Origin of the sequence: Frondihabitans sp. PhB188, from assembly GCF_003752365.1 — a bacterium.
Lineage (GTDB): Bacteria > Actinomycetota > Actinomycetes > Actinomycetales > Microbacteriaceae > Frondihabitans.
The window spans coordinates 14,771-33,251 of sequence record NZ_RJUO01000003.1; the positions used below are offsets into that span (position 1 = coordinate 14,771).

Here is an 18,481-nt window from a genome sequence, read left to right on the forward strand (position 1 = left end):
CTGGTTGCTGGGCACGGATGCAATCCTGCCTCAGACACGCAGATAATTACGCAGCGTCGACCTTCGGGGCCGACGTGTCGGCGGGAAGGGCCGCCTTCGCGGTGGCGACGAGGCCGGCGAAGGTGGCGGGCTCGTTGACCGCGAGGTCGGCGAGCAGACGACGGTCGACCTCGACGCCGGCCAGGGCGAGACCCTGGATGAGGCGGTTGTAGGTGAGGCCGTTCGCACGCGACGCGGCGTTGATGCGCTGGATCCAGAGGCGACGGAACTCGCCCTTCCTGGCGCGGCGGTCGCGGTACGAGTAGACGAGCGAGTGAGTGACCTGCTCCTTGGCCTTGCGGTACAGGCGCGAACGCTGACCGCGGTAGCCCTCGGCGCGCTCGAGGACAACGCGACGCTTCTTGGCGGCGTTGACCGCCCTCTTGACTCTTGCCATTTTCTTATTCCCTTACGTTCGCGCGGCTCAGCGGCCGAGAAGCTTCTTGATGACCTTGGCGTCGGCCGGAGCCAGCACCTGGTCCTGGTTCAGGCGGGCCTTGCGCTTGGCGCTCTTGACCTCGAGGTTGTGACGCATGCCGGCCTGCTGCTTCATGAGCTTGCCGGTGCCGGTGACCTTGAACCGCTTCTTGGAGCCGGAGTGGGTCTTCATCTTGGGCATAGTCGTTACTTTCTTCTAGGAACCACCCGGGATGGCCCGGGTGGCGCGAAGCGGGCCGGTGTTACTCGGCCGGTGCCTCGGTGGTCGTGGTCTCGGCGGCGGCAGCGGGTGCCTCCGCAGGTGCGGGATGCTTGGGGGGCTTGTTGGCCTGCTTGCGAGCTTCGGACTCGGCTTTCGCCTCGGCCTTGTTCTTCAGCGGACCGATGACCATGACCATGTTGCGGCCGTCGATGGTGGGGTTGTTCTCGACAGTGCCCCACTCCTGCACGTCCTCGGCGAAGCGCTGGAGCAGACGGACGCCCTGCTCGGGACGCGACTGCTCGCGACCGCGGAACAGGATCATGGCCTTGACCTTGTCGCCGGACTGGAGGAAGCCCTCGGCGCGCTTGAGCTTGGTCTCGTAGTCGTGCTTGTCGATCTTCAGGCGGAAGCGAACCTCTTTGAGGATCGTGTTCGCCTGGTTGCGCCGGGCCTCCTTGGCCTTCTGCGCAGCCTCGTACTTGAACTTGCCGTAGTCCATGATCTTTGCGACGGGCGGCTTCGAGTTCGGTGCAACTTCGACCAGATCCAGGTCGGCCTCTGCGGCAAGGCGCAGAGCCATGGCGATGGGGACAACGCCCACCTGCTCGCCGGCGGGTCCGACAAGTCGGACCTCAGGGACGCGGATGCGGTCGTTGGTACGGGGATCGCTGATGCGGGGCTCCTCTAACTGAGTCAACACGCGACGGTTGGTCACGCGGGCGAAAGAGGAGCGGTCGATGCACGTCGGAACAGGCATCCACACCCTTGAAGCTGACCTCGCGTGCAGTGCACGTGAAGATCGGGGTGACAACTACCCGGTAACCTGAGGTCGCGGGTGGGAGAGACTCCACTTTCAATACGGGCGCAGGCGCCCGTAGCCGTCCAGAAGCTTAGCAGAGAGAATGCCAGTGAGCCACACCAACGCCGATCACGTCTCGCCCTACGACTCGATGGGCGACGGCGTCGACGAAGTCGGCGCCGAACGCGACATCGCCGAGGTGCCGGCCGTCGAGGTCATCAACACCGTAGCCGTCCACCTCCTCAGCGCCGCGGCCGTCAAGGTCGGGCTCGCCGACTCCCCCGACGAGCAGACCGACCTCGACGAGGCCCGCAAGCTCATCACCGCCCTGGCCGGCCTCGTCACGGCTGCAGCCCCCGAGATCGGCGACACGCACGCGCGGGCTCTTCGCGACGGACTGCGCAGCCTCCAGCTGGCGTTCCGCGAAGCCTCGCCGATCCCGGACGCCGTGGGGCAGGGGCCGGGGGAGAAGTACACCGGGCCCGTCAACTAGCGGCGACGACCTTGAGACCCAGGCTGTCGACGCGCTCCGCGATGACCGGGTCAAGGGCCCAGGCCTGCTGAAGTCGCTGGAGCAGGGCCGACAGCTCGGCGCGGTCGAGCCCCGGCCGGAGCCCCAGCTGCACGACGACCTCGGGCCCCGTGAGCGCGGACGGTCCAGGCTGGGGCGCGAGTCCGACGGATGCGACTGCGGGCTCGAGCTCGACCGAAGCGACGAATGCCCGGGCCACGTCGGGATCGAGGGCCGCCGGGACCCACGGCAGGTCCTGCGCAAGAGCCCAGAGTGCTGGTCTCCGCACGCCGAACTCGGTCTCCGAGCCGGGATCGAGCACCATCAGCTCGGTCGACTCCGCCGCCGCCGCGATGGCGATCCGGCGCGACTGCGCAGGAACTGGACGTGCGAACCTGTTCCACGCCTGGAGCGTCCGCACCGAGGTGAAGGCCGGCAGCACCGTGCGGCCGTCGGGGCCGGCCACGGTCACGATCGCGAGTTCCTGCGTCTTGTCGACCCGTACGCCGTGCTCGCCCGCGCCCTCGTCGCCCGCGTGCGCCAGGAGCGGGATGAGGAGGCGGGCGGCGCGCAGGGCGTCGAGCACCGCCGCCTCGTCGGCCTGCCCGGCGAGATGGGCTTCGAGCGCGGCCAGGAGGGCGGGGTCGGCTGATCCGTCGTCGCCGGCGTAGGTGGTGTCGTGCGCCTGGAAGGTGCGCCCCTCCCAGGGGTTCCCGGCGCTGTCGGCGCCGAGCGACCGGGCGAATCCGTGCGCCTCGGCCTGGTCGTGGCCGTGATCGAGCGGCTCGGCCATCAGCGCCCGGCGACGTCCAGAGCCGCGCCGAGCGTGAAGGCGCCCGCGTAGAGGGCCTTGCCGACGATGGCGCCCTCGAGGCCGTGCGGGACGAGCTCGCGGAGTGCGACCAGGTCGTCGAGGCTGGAGATGCCGCCCGAGGCGACGACCGGGCGGTCGGTGCGCTCCATGACCTGCTTGAGGAGCTCGATGTTCGGCCCCTGGAGAGTGCCGTCTTTCGTGACGTCGGTGACGACGTAGCGGGCGCAGCCGGCCTCCTCGAGGCGGGCGAGCACCTCGAACAGGTCGCCGCCTTCCTGCGTCCAGCCGCGCGCGGCCAGCGTCGTGCCGCGCACATCCAGGCCCACCGCGATGGCGTCGCCGTACTGGGCGATGACGTGGGCCGCCCACTCGGGGTTCTCGAGGGCGGCCGTGCCGAGGTTGATCCGCTTCACGCCGGTCTCGAGGGCCGCCTCGAGCGACGCGTCGTCGCGGATTCCGCCTGACAGCTCGACGTCGATGCCCTTGACGTGCGAGATGACGCGGCGGATGACCTCGCGGTTGTCGCCACGGCCGAAGGCCGCATCGAGGTCGACCAGGTGGAGCCACTCGGCGCCCTGGTCTTTCCAGTCGGCGGCGGCGTCGACGGGGTCGCCGTAGTTGGTCTCGGTGCCGGCCTCGCCCTGGGTGAGGCGGACGGCCTTGCCGTCGGCGACGTCGACCGCGGGGAGCAGCGTGAGGGCGGGAGTGCTGGTGAAGTCGGTCATGGTGCTTTCCGGTGTGGGTCGCCGCTCGCGGCGGCAGGCGCTAGAGGGTCTGGAGCCAGTTGGTCAGGAGGCGGATGCCCGGGGCGCCGGACTTCTCGGGGTGGAACTGCGTGGCCCAGAGCGGTCCGTTCTCGACGGCCGCCACGAAGGGCCCGCCGTGGTCGGCCCAGGTCACGAGCGGCGACTTGCGCGCGCCGTGGCCGTCGAGCGACCACTCCTGCGCGGCGTAGGAGTGCACGAAGTAGAACCGCTCGTCACGGATGCCCTCGAAGAGCATGGACTCATCGGGGGCGGACACGGTGTTCCAGCCCATGTGCGGGAGGACGTCGGCCTTGAGCTCGTCGATCGTGCCCGGCCACTCCCCCAGGCCCTCGGTGGTCTGACCCCGCTCGACGCCGGTCTCGAAGAGCACCTGCATGCCGACGCAGATGCCGAGGACGGGGCGGCCGCCGGCGAGGCGGCGGTCGATCTTCTCGGCGCCGCGCACCGACTGGAGCTGCGACATGACGGCGGAGAAAGCACCCACACCCGGGACGAAGAGACCGTCGGCCTTGGCCACACGGTCGCTGTCGGCCGTGAGCTCGACCTCGGCTCCGGCCAGCTCGAGCGCCTTGATGGCGGAGTGGACGTTGCCGCTGCCGTAGTCGAGGACGACGACGCGGGGGCGGGCCGCGCCGCTCGGAGCCGTGCGGGCAGTGGACTCGGCGGCTTCGGCAGACCCTCGGGCATCGGCCTGAGCGTCGGTCACAGCGCACCCTTGGTCGACGGAATGCCGTCGACACGCGGATCGGGCTCGATGGCGGCGCGGAGCGCACGGGCGAACGCCTTGAACTCGGCTTCGGCGATGTGGTGCGGGTCGCGGCCGCCCAGCACGGTGATGTGCACCGTCAGGCCGGCGTGGAAGGTGATCGCCTCGAAGACGTGGCGCACCATGCTGCCGGTGAAGTGACCGCCGATCAGGTGGAACTCGAAGCCCTCCGGCTCACCGGAGTGCACCAGGTACGGGCGCCCGGAGACGTCGACGACCGCCTGGACGAGCGCCTCGTCGAGCGGGACGAGCGCGTCGCCGTAGCGGCGGATGCCCGTCTTGTCGCCGAGGGCCTCGCGGAGGGCGGTGCCGAAGGTGATGCCGATGTCTTCGACCGTGTGGTGCACGTCGATGTCGGTGTCGCCGGTCGCCTTGAGGTCGAGGTCGATCAGCGAGTGCTTCGACAGGGCCGTGAGCAGGTGGTCGTAGAACGGCACCGAGGAGTCGATGCGCGAGGTGCCCGTGCCGTCGAGGTCGAGGGAGAGGTCGATGCTGGACTCGCTCGTGGCCCGCGAGACGGTAGCCGTGCGCGCGGCGCTGTCGGTGCTCATGCTCCGAGCCTAATGTCGCGCATGGCGTCAAGGAACGCGGTCGTCTCGGCCTCGGTGCCCGCGCTCACGCGGAGGTGGCCCTCGATCGCGAGGTCGCGCACGATGATGCCGCGCTCGAGGAGAGCCTCGAAGACGGCGTGCGGGTCGTCGACGCCGCCGAACAGCACGAAGTTCGACCAGGTCGGCCACGCGTGGTACCCGAGCTCGGTCAGCGTCTCGACCATGCGGTCGCGCTGGGCCTTGATGTCGTCGACCATGGCGAGCATCTCGTCGGAGTGACGGAGCGCCGCGACCGCCGCCGCCTGGGTGAGCGACGACAGGTGGTACGGCAGGCGCACGAGACGGAGGGCGTCGATCGCGACCGGGTCGGCCGCGAGATAGCCGACGCGGGCGCCGGCGAACGCGAACGCCTTGCTCATGGTGCGCGAGACCAGCAGGCGCGGACGCCCCTCGAGCAGCGTGACCGCGCTCGGCCGGTCGGCCGGCATGAACTCGGCGTAGGCCTCGTCGACCAGGACGATTCCGCGCGCCGCGTCGTACGCCGCTTCGATCACGTCGAGCTCCATCGGGGTGCCGGTCGGGTTGTTCGGCGCGCAGAGGAAGACGACGTCTGGGTCGGTGCGCTCGATCTCGGCGCGGACCGTCTCGGGCGAGAGCGTGAAATCGGCGTCGCGCACGCCCTCGACCCACTCGGAGCCGACGCCTCGCGAGATGATCGAGTGCATGGAATAGGTGGGCGGGAAGCCGAGCACGCGACGACCAGGGCCGCCGAACGCCTGCAGAATCTGCTGGATGACCTCGTTCGAGCCGTTCGCCGCCCAGATCTGGTCGGCGGTCAGGCCGTGGCCGAGGTAGGCGGCGAGGGACTCGCGCAGCGTCGTGAACTCGCGGTCGGGGTAGCGATTGACCTCGAGCACGGCGGCCGCGACCGACTCGACGATGTCTCGCGCCACGTCTTCCGGGATGGGATGCGTGTTCTCGTTGACGTTCAGCGCGACGCGCACCTTCTTCTGAGGGGCGCCGTAAGGCGACTGACCACGGAGGTCGTCGCGGAGGGGCAGGTCGTCGAGAGAAATGGCCACGAGGCTATTTTACGGGGGTCGCGGCATGTGTTGCGCCCGGTACCGGGTGTCCTTAGACGAGGACGAGGTGCTCGCTCACAAGGCATTCGAGAGCGAGTTGCACGCGCTGCAAGGAACTGCACGGCGCGGCGTGCGCTCATGAAGGATCGCTGCCTCCGAGATCCTTGCGAAGCCCCGCCAAGCCCAGCACGCACGCAGAAGCGCCGCCCCGCGAGTGCGAGACGGCGCCGGGCGACGGTGCACGCGAGGTGATGCTGCCTGGTTCGAGCTGCCTAGTTCGAATACTTCGTCGGGATCGCGAGCGACTGCCCCGGCATGACCTGCGTGCTCGACAGGTTGTTGAGCGAGACGATGTCGGAGATGACGTCACGCGGATCGGCAGTCGGGGCCACATCTTCGGCGACCTGCCAGAGCGTCTCACCAGCCGCCACGGTGACGTGGTCGAAATGGACGTCGCCCGCTTGGCCGGTGGCGACCGCGCCGCCGCCCGTCAGAACGAAGCCGGCGATGATCGCGACGGCGGCGAGGAGGACGGCGATCGTGAGGACGACGCGACCCCGAGCGGTGATGCGGAGGTGGGAGACGGATGCGGTGCGGGTCGCGGGAGCTGCCGTGGGGAAGGCGGTGATCGTTGCGCTCATGATGCGTACCTCTCTTGTCGATTCTGTCGAGACGACTTGGCTGTGGTCTTTGTGCCAGGCCGCCGGCCGGGGCCGCCTGACACGAAGAGGTGTTCCGAAGAACACTTCCGAACATATCTTCGATTAACACTGATTTCAAGGGGCTCTAGCCGAAAATCGCAGAAAAATCACGCGACACACTCGAACATGTGTTTGTTCTGCTCATTTCGACCGGATACAGTTTCGATCGGTGGGATCAGTAGAACAGCAGCCACCGACATTCGAGAGAGGTGGGCGCGTGACCGAGGCAACGACTACAGAGGCTGGGCCCGATCCCCGTGCCCGAAAGCCCCTGACGGCGAAGCAGAACCTGATCCTGACGGCCATCCGCGCCTCGATCGCCAGCCGCGGCTATCCGCCGAGCATGCGCGAGATCGGCGACGCCGTCGGCCTCGCCTCCCTCTCCAGCGTCACTCACCAGCTCAACCAGCTCGAGCTCGCCGGTGCGATCCGCCGCGACCCCAACCGGCCCCGCGCTCTCGAGGTGCTCCTCGAGGACCCCGACAAGGTGGTCCCCGAGCCGACGATCGTCCGCTACGACGATGACGACAACGTGACCGCTCGCGTGCCTCTGGTCGGACGCATCGCCGCAGGCATCCCGATCACCGCCGAGCAGCAGGTCGAAGACGTCATGCCGCTCCCTCGCACCCTCGTGGGCAAGGGCGAGCTGTTCATGCTCAAGGTCGTCGGCGAGTCCATGATCGACGCCGCCATCTGCGATGGCGACTGGGTCGTCGTCCGTCAGCAGGGCAACGCCGAGAACGGCGAGATCGTCGCGGCGATGCTCGACGACGAGGCGACGGTGAAGGTGTTCCGGCAGCGCGACGGCCACACCTGGCTGCTCCCCCGCAACTCCAACTTCGAGCCGATCATGGGCGACCACGCGCAGATCCTCGGCAAGGTCGTCGCCGTCCTGCGGTCTCTGTAGGGGCCCGACGGGGCGAAGCCGCCCGAGAATGCCGAATGGCCGCAGGAAGTTCCTGCGGCGATTCGGGTGTGAGGGGTGCGTCTCAGTTGGCGAACTCGCGCAGGGGCGCTGCGTCCTGCGGGTAGACCTTGGCCGTGACGCGCGTGCCCTCGGGGAGGTACTCGACGTCGACGACCGTGCCGATCTCGTGGATGCGCGCGATGACCTCGCCTCGGTCGTACGGAACCAGCAGATCGAGCTCGACCTCGGGCCGCGGCAGGAGCTCCGCGAGCGTGGCACGCAGCTCGTCGATGCCCTCGCCGGTGCGGGCCGACACGAAGATCGCGTCGGGCACCATCCCGCGCAGCACGAGCCGCTGGCTCTCGTCGACCAGGTCGCTCTTGTTGAAGACGACGACCTCGGGGATGTCTCGCCCGTCGACCTCCGAGATGACCTCGCGGACCGTCGCCAGCTGCGCAGCCGGGTCGGGGTGCGAGCCGTCGACGACGTGCACGATGATGTCGCTGTCGTGGACCTCCTCGAGCGTCGAGCGGAAGGCCTCGACCAGCTGATGCGGAAGGTTGCGCACGAAGCCGACAGTGTCGGCGTACGTGAACGGACGGCCGTCGTCGGTCAGCGACTTGCGCACGGTGGTGTCGAGGGTCGCGAACAGGGCGTTCTCGACCAGGACTCCGGTGCGAGTCATCCGGTTGAGCAGGCTCGACTTGCCGGCGTTGGTGTAGCCGGCGATCGCGACGCTCGGGACCGCGTTGCGCGTGCGGTTGGCCCGCTTCGCCTCGCGTGCCGGCTTCATCTCTTTGATCTTCTTGCGCAGGATCGCCATCCGGGTGTGGATCCGGCGTCGATCGAGCTCGATCTTCGTCTCACCCGGACCGCGCGAGCCCATTCCGTTGCCGGCGCCGACCTGGCCACCGGCCTGGCGCGACATCGACTCGCCCCAGCCGCGGAGCCTCGGGAGGAGGTACTCGAGCTGCGCGAGCTCGACCTGCGCCTTGCCCTCGCGGCTCTTGGCGTGTTGGCTGAAGATGTCGAGGATGACGGCCGTCCGGTCGATCACCTTGACCTTCACCACGTCTTCGAGCGCACGACGCTGGCTCGGTGCCAGCTCGGTGTCGGCGATCACGGTGTCGGCACCGAGTGCCTGCACAGTGGCCTTCAGCTCGAGCGCCTTGCCCGATCCGAGGTACGTCGACGGGTCGGGGTTCGGCCGGCGCTGCAGGAGGCCGTCGAGCACGACGGCGCCCGCGGTCTCGGCCAGGGCGGCGAGCTCGCGGATCGAGTTCTCGGCGTCCTGGAGCGACCCCTGCGAGTACACGCCGATCAGCACGACGTTCTCGAGCCGCAGCTGTCGGTACTCGACCTCGGTGACGTCTTCGAGCTCGGTCGACAGACCGGCCACGCGCCGGAGCGCCTGGCGGTCGGCCACGTCGAGCTGCTCGCCGTCGAAGCTCTCGTCGCGGCTGGTGCCCGCACCGGAGAGCCCTTCGGTCTGGATCGCCTGGGCCGGAGCGAACACGCTCAGACCAGCCCTCGACGACGCGTTGCTCAGGATGCGGTCGACCACGTCGTCGCTCTCCTCGCGCGGTGCATCGGTGCTGGTGTGCTCAGTCATTGCAGTCACATTAGACCTTTCAGGTTCGATAATCTGTGGGGATGGCCAGCGAGCACTACTTCTCATCGCAGCCGTCGAGTGAGCTCCGACCGCGTGAGATCACGGTCGAGCTCGCCGGGCGCGAACTCTCTCTGGCGACCGCCGCGGGCGTCTTCAGTCCGGGGCGGATCGATCCGGGCACCGCAGTGCTTCTCGGATCCATGCCGACGCCACCGCGCGACGGCACTTTCCTGGATGTGGGTTGTGGATGGGGGCCGATCGCTCTCACGCTCGCGCTGCGCTCGCCCGACGCCGAGGTATGGGCCGTCGACGTGAACGAGCGTGTACTCGAGCTTCTCCGCGAGAACGCGAAGCGGGCCGGGCTGACGAACGTGCACGCCGTGCTGCCAGGCGACGTGCCCGACGACCTCGTCTTCGACGGGATCTGGTCGAACCCGCCGATCCGCGTCGGCAAGCAGGCCTTGCACGACATCCTGTCGGCGTGGCTGCCGCGTCTCGGCATCGACATGGAGGCGTACCTCGTCGTCGCGAAGAACCTCGGAGCCGACTCGCTCCAGCGCTGGATCGCCGACGAACTCGGCCCGGTCGTGGAGATCGAGCGGGATTCGACGTCGAAGGGCTACCGGATCTTGCGGGCTACGCGGCTGGCCTGACGAGGCGCTGGCGTGACGAGCTGCTGGCCTGACGACTTGCTGGCCTGACGCGCCGAGTGTCGCGGTCGGGACTGTTCGCTTGATACGAACTGGTGCAGGAACTGCACGGGGAGACTTCGGTCTCAGATGAAGAACTTCATTGTGCGAGTTTAGCGGGTCGGCGGCGCTGAGGCCAGGGGTGGGCGGTGGCTGGGTCGCGCCGGCGGGGTCGGTGGTGGCGGGGTGCGAGTTCCTGCGCCCGCGGTCGGGGGTGCGTGTCGGCGCGGGTACCCGCCGAAGCGGCGCAGCCCCGGGGCAATCGCGGCGGGATCGAGCCGGAACGGCGGGTGCGACGCCGCCGGGGCTCACCCCGACCCAGCAGAGCCCGCCGAAGCGGCGCAGCCCCGCCACACAGCCGGCGGGATCGAGCCGAAACGGCGGGTGCAGCCCCGCGTCAGATCGCGAGCTCGCCGGTGAACACCAGCTCGGCGGGGCCGCTCAGCGAGACGTGCTCGCCGTCTTCGGTCGCGAACATGCGGACGCCGACAGTGCCGCCGGGGACGTCGACGCGCCACTGGTCGGGCGCGCTGTCTCCGGCGTAGTACCGGACGGCCAAGGCGGCCGCGGCCGCGCCCGTGCCACACGAGAGGGTCTCGCCTGAGCCGCGCTCGTGGACGCGCATCGAGATGCGGCCGACCCCGTCTGCGACGAGCGGCTCGGCCGGGACGACGAACTCGACGTTGGCGCCGGCGGCGGGGACCGGGTCGAGGACGGGGATGACGGTGAGATCGATACCGGCGAGCTCGTCGGCGGAGGCGAGGGCCACGACGACGTGCGGGTTGCCGACGCTGAGGCCGAGGCCGGGTCGCGCTGCGTGGAGGTCGCGGGCGCGCACCTCGGGGTGGTCGTCGGAGAGCGACCAGCGGCCCAGGTCGACCTGGAAGCCAGCGCGGTTCAGCTGGACGTCACGGACACCGGCGCGGGTGCCGATCGACAGGGTCTCCCCGGGCTCGAGCGTCGCCAGACCCTGCTCGAGGAGGTAGGCGGTGAAGACGCGGATGCCGTTGCCGCACATCTCGGCGACGCTGCCGTCGGCGTTGTGGTAATCCATGAACCACTCGGCCTCGGGCTCTTCGGCCAACGTGGCCGCCCCCTCGGGGTGGCTGGCGCTGCGGACGGCGCGGATGACTCCGTCGCCGCCGACTCCGAAGTGACGGTCGGCCAGCGCGCGGATGCGATCGGGCGTCAGGTCGAACGTTCCGTCGGGGTCGGCGAAGAGCACGAAGTCGTTGCCCGTGCCCTGCCCTTTGGTGAAGCGGACGACGGTGGGGATGGTGGCGGTGGTGGTCACCCGGTGAGTGTATCGGCGACCGCTGACACGGCGCTGGCGAGGTCGCCACGGCTCTCGACCCAGGTCACGCGCGGGTAGCGCTTGAACCAGCTGACCTGGCGTCGGGCGTAGCGACGGGTCAGCTGCTTGGTGAGGTCGCGAGCCTCGGTCTCGGTCAGCTCGCCGCGAATCTCGGCGATCGCCTGCGCGTAGCCGATGGCGCGGGAAGCCGTGACGCCCAGCGCGGGGCCCTCGGCCAGCAGTCCCTCCACCTCGGCGACAAGGCCCTGCCGCCACATGTCGTCCACGCGACCGTCGAGGCGCTCCACCAGCACGTCGCGGTCGTCGCGGAGCCCGACCAACGCGGCAGGACGCCAGAGCGGGGCGTCTTCGGGAAGCCCCACGGCGAAGGGCTCGCCCGTGATCTCGCCCACCTCGAGGGCTCGCACGATGCGGCGGGCATTGTGCGGGCCGATGGCGAGGGCGGCCGCGGGATCACGCCCCTTCAGGAGGTCGTACGCCGCTCGGGTCCCCCGCTCGGCAGCCAGCCGCTCGTAGCGCTCGCGTACGATCGCGTCCGTGCCCGGGAAGCGGAAGTCGAACACAGCACCCGAGACGTAGAGCCCGGACCCGCCGACGAGGATGGCGACCGCCCCGCGCCCGAGGATCTCGTCGACGACGTCGCGCGCCCGCTGCTGGTACCACTCGACGCTCGCCTCGTCCGAGACCTGGAGCTCGTCGAACAGGTGGTGCGGGACTCCGCGGCGCTCTGCCGGCGGAAGCTTGGCCGTGCCGATGTCCATCCCCTGGTACAGCTGCATCGCGTCGGCGTTGACGACCTCGGCGCTTCGGCCCCTGCGGCCCAGCTCGTCGGCCAGGTCGAGGGCGAAGGCCGACTTGCCCGTGCCGGTGGCCCCGACCACCACGGCGAGGTCGGGATGCTCGGAGTCCGTCACGCCCTAGGCGAGGTCGGCCGGGCGACGCTCGCCGTCGAGTGCGTCGTAGATCGGAGTGGTCACGGCGGCGCCTTCACCGGTGCCGCCCGCTCTCGTCGGGGCCGGGACTCCGACGCGCAGCGTGGGCAGGCCGAGCGACACACGGGCCGGAGCGCCGGAGGCGGTCGCAGCGCCCGTGGGCGTCGTGATCGCTGGCACACCGCAGGAGGCGGCTTGGGCGGCGTCCCAGGCGTCGCCCGCGCGGGTCCGGCGCACCTCGTAGATCGAGCCGTCGGGCTGGTCGGCGAGGAGGTAGAACGGCTTCGCCTCGGTGATGCGGACGCTCACCATGTCGCCGGGACGCGGGACGTCGCCGCCCTCGGGAACCTCGAAGTGCACCAGGCGCGAGTCGGCGGCGCGACCCGAGAGGCGATGCGTCGCCGTGTCTTTGCGCCCTTCGCCGGTCGCGACGAGCAGTTCGACGAGAGCGCCGACCTGCTTCGCGTTCTCCTCCGCGCTGATCCGGTCTTGCAGGGCGGTGAGCCGCTCGAAGCGCTCCTGCACGACCTCCTTGGCGATCTGGTCGGGCAGGTCGGCCGCGGGCGTGCCGGGCCGGATCGAGTACTGGAACGTGAACGCCGTGGCGAACCGCGACTGCTCGACGACGCGGAGGGTCTCTTGGAAGTCCTCCTCCGTCTCGCCGGGGAAGCCGACGATGATGTCGGTGCTGATCGCCGCGTTCGGGATCTCGGCGCGGACCCGGTCGAGGATGCCGAGGAACTTCTCGCTCCGGTAGCTGCGGCGCATGGCCTTGAGAATCCGGTCGGAGCCCGACTGCAGCGGCATGTGCAGCTGCGGCATCACCGAGGGGGTCTCGGCCATGGCGTCGATGACGTCGTCGGTGAAGGCCGCGGGGTGCGGACTGGTGAAGCGGATGCGCTCGAGGCCGTCGATCTGGCCCGCGGCGCGGAGCAGCTTGGCGAAGGCGCCGCGGTCGCCGAACTCGACGCCGTACGAGTTGACGTTCTGCCCGAGCAGCGTGACCTCGACGGCCCCGTCGTCGACGAGGGCCTGGATCTCGGCGAGGATCTCGCCCGGGCGGCGGTCCTTCTCCTTGCCGCGGAGCGACGGGACGATGCAGAACGTGCAGGTGTTGTTGCAGCCGACCGAGATCGACACCCAGCCGCTGTAGGTCGAGTCGCGCTTCGTGGGCAACGTCGACGGGAACACGTCGAGCGACTCGAGGATCTCGAGCTGCGCCTCGTCGTTGTGGCGTGCTCGCTCGAGCAGCGTCGGCAGGGCACCCATGTTGTGAGTGCCGAAGACGACGTCGACCCACGGCGCCTTGTCGAGGATCACCGACTTGTCTTTCTGGGCGAGGCACCCGCCGACGGCGATCTGCATGCCCTCGTGAGTCCGCTTCGTCTTCGCCAGGTGGCCGAGCGTGCCGTAGAGCTTGTTGTCGGCGTTCTCCCGGACTGCGCACGTGTTGATGACGACGATGTCGGCCTCGGCTCCGTCGGCCGGAACGTAGCCGGCGGCCTCGAGCGAGCCGCTCAGGCGCTCCGAGTCGTGCACGTTCATCTGGCACCCGAAGGTGCGCACCTCGTAGGTGCGGGGCGAGGGGCTCGCCGCTGCCCCGGTGGTGGTGGCTGCTGCTGCAGCGCTGGCCGCTGCGGCGCTGGCTTCGAGGACCGTCGACATAGTCCCCCAGTGTAATTCGGGATTCGCAGGCCGAGCACCGGTCGCCTCGTGGGGCCTACGCCGCACGGCCCGGCCGTGGCGCTCCCGCGTCGCCTCCGGCCGTGCCACTGAGCGCCGTCGCGCCGCGCACGACCGCCGGCGCACGCTCCGCACCGCCGGCCCCGCCCCCGCCAGGGGCTACTCGAAGCGGACGCCGCCCCGTGACGAGCCGCCGCGTGGCAGCGCCTTCTCGACCGCACGGCGGATGACCTCGGAGCGGTAGCCGCGTCGCATCAGGTAGCCGTTGAGACGGCGCTCGGCGGTCGCCTGGTCGAGCCCGCGGAGCTGCCCGGCGCGCTTGCGCGCCCACTCGTCAGCCCGCGACTGCTCTTCGTCGTCATCGATCTCGTCGACCGCGGCTTCGATGGCCTCCTGTGCGAGGCCCCGCTGACGCAGCTCGGCGGTGATGGCGCCCTTGCCGAGGCCCTTGCGGTCTTGCTTGGTGCGGACCAGGTTCTCGGCGAGCTCGGCGTCGTTCAGGAGACCGACTCCTTCGAGCCGTGCGATCTCCTCCTCCACGACCTCGTCGGGGAGGTCGCGGGATCGGAGGGTCTTCGCCATCTCGGACGAGGAGACCCCGCGGCGCGACAGCGCGTGCATGCTGACGTTCTCGGCTCGGGCACGCGCGGCGTCGAGAGTCTCAGCGGGCTCGTCGTCTGACTCGACGGCGTCGATCTCGGCGACGTCGATCTCGGCGGCGTCGATCACGTCGGGGAACTCCGCGCCGGATCGGATGGGGTCGGACTGTGCGCGACCGGGGACGGCCCCGCCTTCGCGGCGCCCCACGGGGAGCGACGTCACGGCCGACAGGCGCTCGCGCGCCTCGGACTTCGCGGCGAACGCCTCGTAGGTCGGGAGGGGCCGGGCCAGCCCCGCGGCGTCGAGATCGGATTCGGCCGCGCGGGATCCTGCGCCCGAAACCGAGTCGAGGTCGTCGGGCGTCTCGTCAGCGTCAGCCGGCGTCTCGTCGGCGTCAGCCAGCGTCTCGTCGGCGTCAGCCAGCGTCTCATCGGCGCCTGGGGCGGCATCGTCGGCCCACACGGAATCCGCCCTGGCCCACGGGGAGCCTGCCGAGCCTTCCGGCACACCGGCGGCGCCATCGCGAGGACCAGCCTCGCCGGCGGGGCCGCGCTTCGAAGCACGGCCCCCGCCGAAGAGCGGCGTGACGGGAGCGAGGTCGTCGCCCCCGGTGGAGTCGGCGATGACTACGCGCCCTTGCGCTCGGCCAGCTTGCGCTGGGTCGCCGAGAGGGTCGGGGCGGCCGGCTCGCCGGATGCGGCGGCGGCAGCGTCGCTGGCTGCCTTGGCCGCGGCCCCGTCGGTGCCGACGCCGAGCTTCGCCAGGATCTTCTGCTCGATCTCGAGTGCGATCGACGCGTTCTGGAGCAGGAAGTTGCGCGAGTTCTCTTTGCCCTGGCCGAGCTGGTCGCCCTCATAGGTGTACCAGGCGCCCGACTTGCGGACGATTCCGTGCTCGACGCCGAAGTCGATCAGGCTGCCCTCACGCGAGATGCCGACGCCGTAGAGGATGTCGAACTCGGCCTGCTTGAAGGGCGGCGCCATCTTGTTCTTGACGACCTTGACGCGGGTGCGGTTGCCGACTGCGTCGGTACCGTCTTTCAGGGTCTCGATGCGGCGGATGTCGAGGCGGACGGACGCGTAGAACTTGAGCGCCTTACCGCCGGCGGTGGTCTCGGGGCTTCCGAAGAAGACGCCGATCTTCTCACGCAGCTGGTTGATGAAGATCATCGTGGTGCCGGTCTGGCTGAGGCCACCGGTCAGCTTGCGGAGCGCCTGCGACATGAGTCGGGCCTGGAGGCCGACGTGCGAGTCGCCCATCTCGCCCTCGATCTCGGCACGGGGCACGAGCGCGGCGACGGAGTCGATGACGACGAGGTCGATGGACCCGGAGCGCACGAGCATGTCGGCGATCTCGAGGGCCTGCTCACCGGTGTCGGGCTGCGACACGAGGAGGGCGTCGATGTCGACGCCGAGCTTCTTCGCGTACTCGGGGTCGAGAGCGTGCTCGGCGTCGATGAAGGCGGCGATGCCGCCGGCGGCCTGAGCATTCGCGATGGCGTGAAGGGTGAGCGTCGTCTTACCCGACGACTCGGGCCCGTAGATCTCGACGATGCGCCCGCGGGGAAGACCGCCGATGCCGAGGGCGACGTCGAGGGCGATCGACCCCGTGGGGATGACGGCGACGGGAGCGCGCTCGTCGCTGCCGAGGCGCATGACGGCGCCCTTGCCGAACTGACGATCGATCTGAGCGAGAGCCGTCTCGAGGGCCTTCTCGCGATCTGCAACTGAGGGCATGATGTCTCCTTCTCGGTCGTCGCGCGGACGGCCGGGGTCGTCGCCGTCGAGCGATGCTCGTCGACGTCAGTCGGTGCGCCTATAGGCTGTCGCGTCTGCCCGGGCCGGTGGTGCAAGGCCAGGAGGTGTTCGACAAGGCTCAGGGGAAGCGCTGTTGCCGAGAACGTTACGGAGAGCCACCGACACTCGAAGCGCCGCTCAGCCATCTGTGGAGAACCCGGCACCGGAGCGCCCCTGTGGAGGAGAGGCTAGCACCCGACCGAACACATGTTCGAGTGAGCGGCGCGGCGTGTCGACCTCTGAAATTCAAGGAGATTTTGGCCAAGTAGGGCCAACCCGCGGCCATCGCAGGCCACGCCGGCGAAAATCTCCTTGAAATTTTGGGACGCGGGCGGGCAGGATGCCAGGCGGGGCCGGCAGGAGGGCGGAGCGCCGGCGGCGCGGACTACGGGCGCGGCTTGGGCAGCCCGACGCCGTAGCGGCGGGACTCGGGCACGTTCTCGACCTCGCACAGGGCCAGCCACACGTCGCGCGGGTCGTCGCCCCGACCGATCGCCTCGTCGGCCGACACGCTGCCGAGCGCCGCCAGCACGACGTCGCGCGTCACGACCCGGCCGTACCCTTCGCCGAACTCGTCGACGACCGCTCGGGCGAACTCACTCTTGCGCACCCGTCGAGAGTACCCGCCGGGCGGCCCACCCCCGGACGCACGAACGCCCCGGCCGACAGGCCGGGGCGTTCGTGTGACTCGCGGAGAGCTCTAGCGGACCGCGAGATCGGCGTCGAACTCGGCGACGAGGTCGTCGGGGAGCGTGTCGGGAACGGGGCTGAGCCCCTCGAGGACCGCCATGCGGTCACCGACCTCACGCATGATCGTGGAGATGGGCGTCTCGAGAGCATCCGCTACCGAGGCGAGGATCTCAGAGCTGGCCTCTTTCTGGCCACGCTCGACCTCACTTAGGTAACCGAGCGCGACACTGGCCTTGGATGCGACCTGACGAAGCGTGCGGCCCTTTTGCAGGCGGAAGTCACGAAGGACGTCACCGATTTCTTGACGTACGAGAACCATAGGACCCTCCTCCTGAGGACGACCCACCGTGATCGGAGTACCAGGTGGGTAGGTGCAACTGTAATCAGCAATGTCTGGATGTGCCGTGCGACCTGAGAGATGTAACAGGACTGAAACCCGCGCTATTCCCTGAACCGCTCGACCACCCGCTGAAGTGCTGCAAGTGATTCGGCGACTGTAGCCGATCGGATTGCCTGGCGGTCACCCTCCAGTGCGAGGGGTACCACTTCGACATGATTCTCCCAGGCGATACCCACGTAGATGGTGCCGACGGGCTGGCCGTCCTGGGGGTCGGGGCCGGCGACACCTGTCGTCGCGATTCCGAACGTGGGCCGGGCGTGGGCGATGGTGAGGCGTTCTCGGACACCCGTCGCCATGGCCGCCGCGACGTCGGGGTGGACCGCGCCGTGCTCGGCGAGGAGAGCCGCGGGCACCCCGAGGAGCGAGTGCTTGACCTCGGTCTGGTAGGCCACCACTCCCCCGGCGACGACGCTGGAGGCGCCCGGCACGGAGACGAGCTCGGCGACGAGCAGGCCCCCGGTGAGCGACTCGGCGACGGCGACGGTGAGTTCCTGCGCCCGAAGGGACGCCATGAGGTCGACGACGAGCGTCACGCTGCGCCGTCCGTGGGGGTGCGCGATCGCGAGTGCTGCAGCGCGACCCGCATGTAGTCGAGCCCCGACAGCACGGTGGCGAGGAAGGCGGCCGACATGAGCACGATGTTGACCCAGTTGAACCAGTCGCCCAGCCAGGTGGTGAACGGGAAGAGGGCGAGCGTCAGGGCCACGCCCTGCAGCAGCGTCTTGAGCTTGCCGCCGCGCGAGGCGGGGATGACGCGGTCGCTGAGCGCGACGAAGCGGTAGACCGTGATGCCGATCTCGCGCACGAGGATGACGATGGTCACCCACCAGGGCAGCTCGCCCAGCACCGACAGCACGATGAACGCGCCGCCGGTCAGCACCTTGTCAGCCAGCGGGTCGACGATCTTGCCGAAGTCGGACACGAGGTTCTGCCGACGCGCGAGGAACCCGTCGAGGCTGTCGGTCAGGATCGCCACCACGAAGATGACCGCGGCCCACACCCGCAGAGCCCCCATGCTGCCGTCGTCGACCACCAGCAGGACGAAGAAGAGCGGCGCCATCAGGATCCGCACCACCGTGATGATGTTCGCGATGTTGGCGGTCGAGGCCGGTCCGTCGCCGCGGCTGACGATCCTCCCCGTCAGGGGGAAGGTCTTCGCGCGGGGGGACGCAGGTTCGTGGCTCATG

General features: G+C 69.6%; 22 protein-coding genes. 3 read left to right on the plus strand and 19 right to left on the minus strand.

Going from position 1 to position 18,481, the window contains the following annotated elements; genetic code table 11:
- Positions 1 to 46: 46 nt before the first annotated feature.
- From rplT to infC, 3 genes are all read right to left on the minus strand, one after another.
- On the minus strand, positions 47 to 436 hold the full coding sequence (gene rplT / locus EDF46_RS08850) for a 50S ribosomal protein L20 (protein ID WP_123505957.1): 390 nt from the start codon (positions 434 to 436) through the stop codon (positions 47 to 49).
- A 27-nt stretch (positions 437 to 463) separates the two neighbouring features.
- On the minus strand, positions 464 to 658 hold the full coding sequence (gene rpmI / locus EDF46_RS08855) for a 50S ribosomal protein L35 (RefSeq protein ID WP_055962484.1): 195 nt from the start codon (positions 656 to 658) through the stop codon (positions 464 to 466).
- A gap of 61 nt (positions 659 to 719) precedes the next feature.
- Positions 720 to 1,376 carry a translation initiation factor IF-3 gene (gene infC / locus EDF46_RS08860; RefSeq protein WP_370454077.1) on the minus strand — a complete coding sequence of 219 codons (657 nt, stop codon included), beginning with the start codon at positions 1,374 to 1,376 and terminating at the stop codon, positions 720 to 722.
- 253 nt (positions 1,377 to 1,629) lie between these two features.
- Between infC and EDF46_RS08865 the strand changes: the two genes are divergently transcribed.
- On the plus strand, positions 1,630 to 1,971 hold the full coding sequence (locus EDF46_RS08865) for a DUF1844 domain-containing protein (protein ID WP_123506489.1): 342 nt from the start codon (positions 1,630 to 1,632) through the stop codon (positions 1,969 to 1,971).
- On the opposite strand, the gene EDF46_RS08870 is transcribed toward EDF46_RS08865, so the two are convergent.
- The 6 genes from EDF46_RS08870 to EDF46_RS08895 all read right to left on the minus strand — a co-directional run bounded on the left by EDF46_RS08870 (position 1,964) and on the right by EDF46_RS08895 (position 6,610).
- The gene (locus tag EDF46_RS08870) at positions 1,964 to 2,782 is read right to left on the minus strand and encodes an SseB family protein (RefSeq protein WP_123505959.1); all 819 of its coding nucleotides are present in this window, start codon (positions 2,780 to 2,782) and stop codon (positions 1,964 to 1,966) included. The two genes, EDF46_RS08865 and EDF46_RS08870, sit on opposite strands and share 8 nt — an antisense overlap.
- Positions 2,782 to 3,528: a bifunctional 1-(5-phosphoribosyl)-5-((5-phosphoribosylamino)methylideneamino)imidazole-4-carboxamide isomerase/phosphoribosylanthranilate isomerase PriA gene (gene priA, locus EDF46_RS08875; protein ID WP_123505960.1), complete on the minus strand. Its 747-nt coding sequence runs from the start codon at positions 3,526 to 3,528 to the stop codon at positions 2,782 to 2,784. Before priA ends, EDF46_RS08870 begins: the two co-directional genes overlap by 1 nt.
- 40 nt (positions 3,529 to 3,568) lie before the next feature.
- Entirely contained in the window at positions 3,569 to 4,276 is a 708-nt protein-coding gene (gene hisH, locus EDF46_RS08880) for an imidazole glycerol phosphate synthase subunit HisH (protein ID WP_123505961.1), read from the minus strand.
- Positions 4,273 to 4,887, minus strand: a complete 615-nt coding sequence (gene hisB / locus EDF46_RS08885; RefSeq protein ID WP_123505962.1) for an imidazoleglycerol-phosphate dehydratase HisB — start codon at positions 4,885 to 4,887, stop codon at positions 4,273 to 4,275. The genes hisH and hisB overlap by 4 nt, the downstream gene beginning before the upstream one ends.
- Positions 4,884 to 5,969 carry a histidinol-phosphate transaminase gene (locus EDF46_RS08890; RefSeq protein ID WP_123505963.1) on the minus strand — a complete coding sequence of 362 codons (1,086 nt, stop codon included), beginning with the start codon at positions 5,967 to 5,969 and terminating at the stop codon, positions 4,884 to 4,886. Before EDF46_RS08890 ends, hisB begins: the two co-directional genes overlap by 4 nt.
- Positions 5,970 to 6,241: 272 nt before the next feature.
- Positions 6,242 to 6,610, minus strand: a complete 369-nt coding sequence (locus EDF46_RS08895) for a LysM peptidoglycan-binding domain-containing protein (protein ID WP_123505964.1) — start codon at positions 6,608 to 6,610, stop codon at positions 6,242 to 6,244.
- Positions 6,611 to 6,887: 277 nt separating this feature from the next.
- On the opposite strand from EDF46_RS08895, the gene lexA reads away from it, so the two are divergent.
- Positions 6,888 to 7,577 (plus strand): transcriptional repressor LexA, encoded by a 690-nt coding sequence (gene lexA, locus EDF46_RS08900; protein ID WP_123505965.1) that lies wholly within the window; start codon positions 6,888 to 6,890, stop codon positions 7,575 to 7,577.
- A gap of 82 nt (positions 7,578 to 7,659) precedes the next feature.
- On the opposite strand, the gene hflX is transcribed toward lexA, so the two are convergent.
- Complete coding sequence (gene hflX / locus EDF46_RS08905; RefSeq protein WP_123505966.1) at positions 7,660 to 9,189, minus strand: GTPase HflX; 1,530 nt, start codon at positions 9,187 to 9,189, stop codon at positions 7,660 to 7,662.
- A 41-nt stretch (positions 9,190 to 9,230) separates the two neighbouring features.
- Here hflX and EDF46_RS08910 point away from each other — a divergent pair, with 41 nt between their 5' ends.
- Positions 9,231 to 9,842, plus strand: coding sequence for a class I SAM-dependent methyltransferase (locus tag EDF46_RS08910; protein ID WP_123505967.1), 612 nt, complete (start codon positions 9,231 to 9,233; stop codon positions 9,840 to 9,842).
- Between the two features lie 433 nt (positions 9,843 to 10,275).
- Here the strand turns inward: EDF46_RS08910 and dapF are convergent, their stop codons facing one another.
- From dapF to pgsA, 9 genes are all read right to left on the minus strand, one after another.
- On the minus strand, positions 10,276 to 11,154 hold the full coding sequence (dapF, locus tag EDF46_RS08915; protein ID WP_123506490.1) for a diaminopimelate epimerase: 879 nt from the start codon (positions 11,152 to 11,154) through the stop codon (positions 10,276 to 10,278).
- A gap of 14 nt (positions 11,155 to 11,168) precedes the next feature.
- The gene (miaA, locus tag EDF46_RS08920; RefSeq protein WP_233579955.1) at positions 11,169 to 12,107 is read right to left on the minus strand and encodes a tRNA (adenosine(37)-N6)-dimethylallyltransferase MiaA; all 939 of its coding nucleotides are present in this window, start codon (positions 12,105 to 12,107) and stop codon (positions 11,169 to 11,171) included.
- Positions 12,108 to 12,110: 3 nt separating this feature from the next.
- Positions 12,111 to 13,790: a tRNA (N6-isopentenyl adenosine(37)-C2)-methylthiotransferase MiaB gene (miaB, locus tag EDF46_RS08925; protein WP_123505968.1), complete on the minus strand. Its 1,680-nt coding sequence runs from the start codon at positions 13,788 to 13,790 to the stop codon at positions 12,111 to 12,113.
- Between the two features lie 177 nt (positions 13,791 to 13,967).
- Complete coding sequence (locus EDF46_RS08930) at positions 13,968 to 14,870, minus strand: regulatory protein RecX (protein ID WP_123505969.1); 903 nt, start codon at positions 14,868 to 14,870, stop codon at positions 13,968 to 13,970.
- A gap of 164 nt (positions 14,871 to 15,034) precedes the next feature.
- Entirely contained in the window at positions 15,035 to 16,144 is a 1,110-nt protein-coding gene (gene recA, locus EDF46_RS08935) for a recombinase RecA (protein WP_233579956.1), read from the minus strand.
- A 445-nt stretch (positions 16,145 to 16,589) separates the two neighbouring features.
- Entirely contained in the window at positions 16,590 to 16,814 is a 225-nt protein-coding gene (locus EDF46_RS08940; RefSeq protein ID WP_123505970.1) for a DUF3046 domain-containing protein, read from the minus strand.
- 90 nt (positions 16,815 to 16,904) lie between these two features.
- Positions 16,905 to 17,213, minus strand: a complete 309-nt coding sequence (locus EDF46_RS08945) for a helix-turn-helix domain-containing protein (protein WP_123505971.1) — start codon at positions 17,211 to 17,213, stop codon at positions 16,905 to 16,907.
- 122 nt (positions 17,214 to 17,335) lie between these two features.
- Complete coding sequence (locus EDF46_RS08950; protein ID WP_370454079.1) at positions 17,336 to 17,827, minus strand: CinA family protein; 492 nt, start codon at positions 17,825 to 17,827, stop codon at positions 17,336 to 17,338.
- Entirely contained in the window at positions 17,824 to 18,480 is a 657-nt protein-coding gene (gene pgsA, locus EDF46_RS08955) for a CDP-diacylglycerol--glycerol-3-phosphate 3-phosphatidyltransferase (protein WP_123505972.1), read from the minus strand. Before pgsA ends, EDF46_RS08950 begins: the two co-directional genes overlap by 4 nt.
- Position 18,481: the final 1 nt, after the last annotated feature.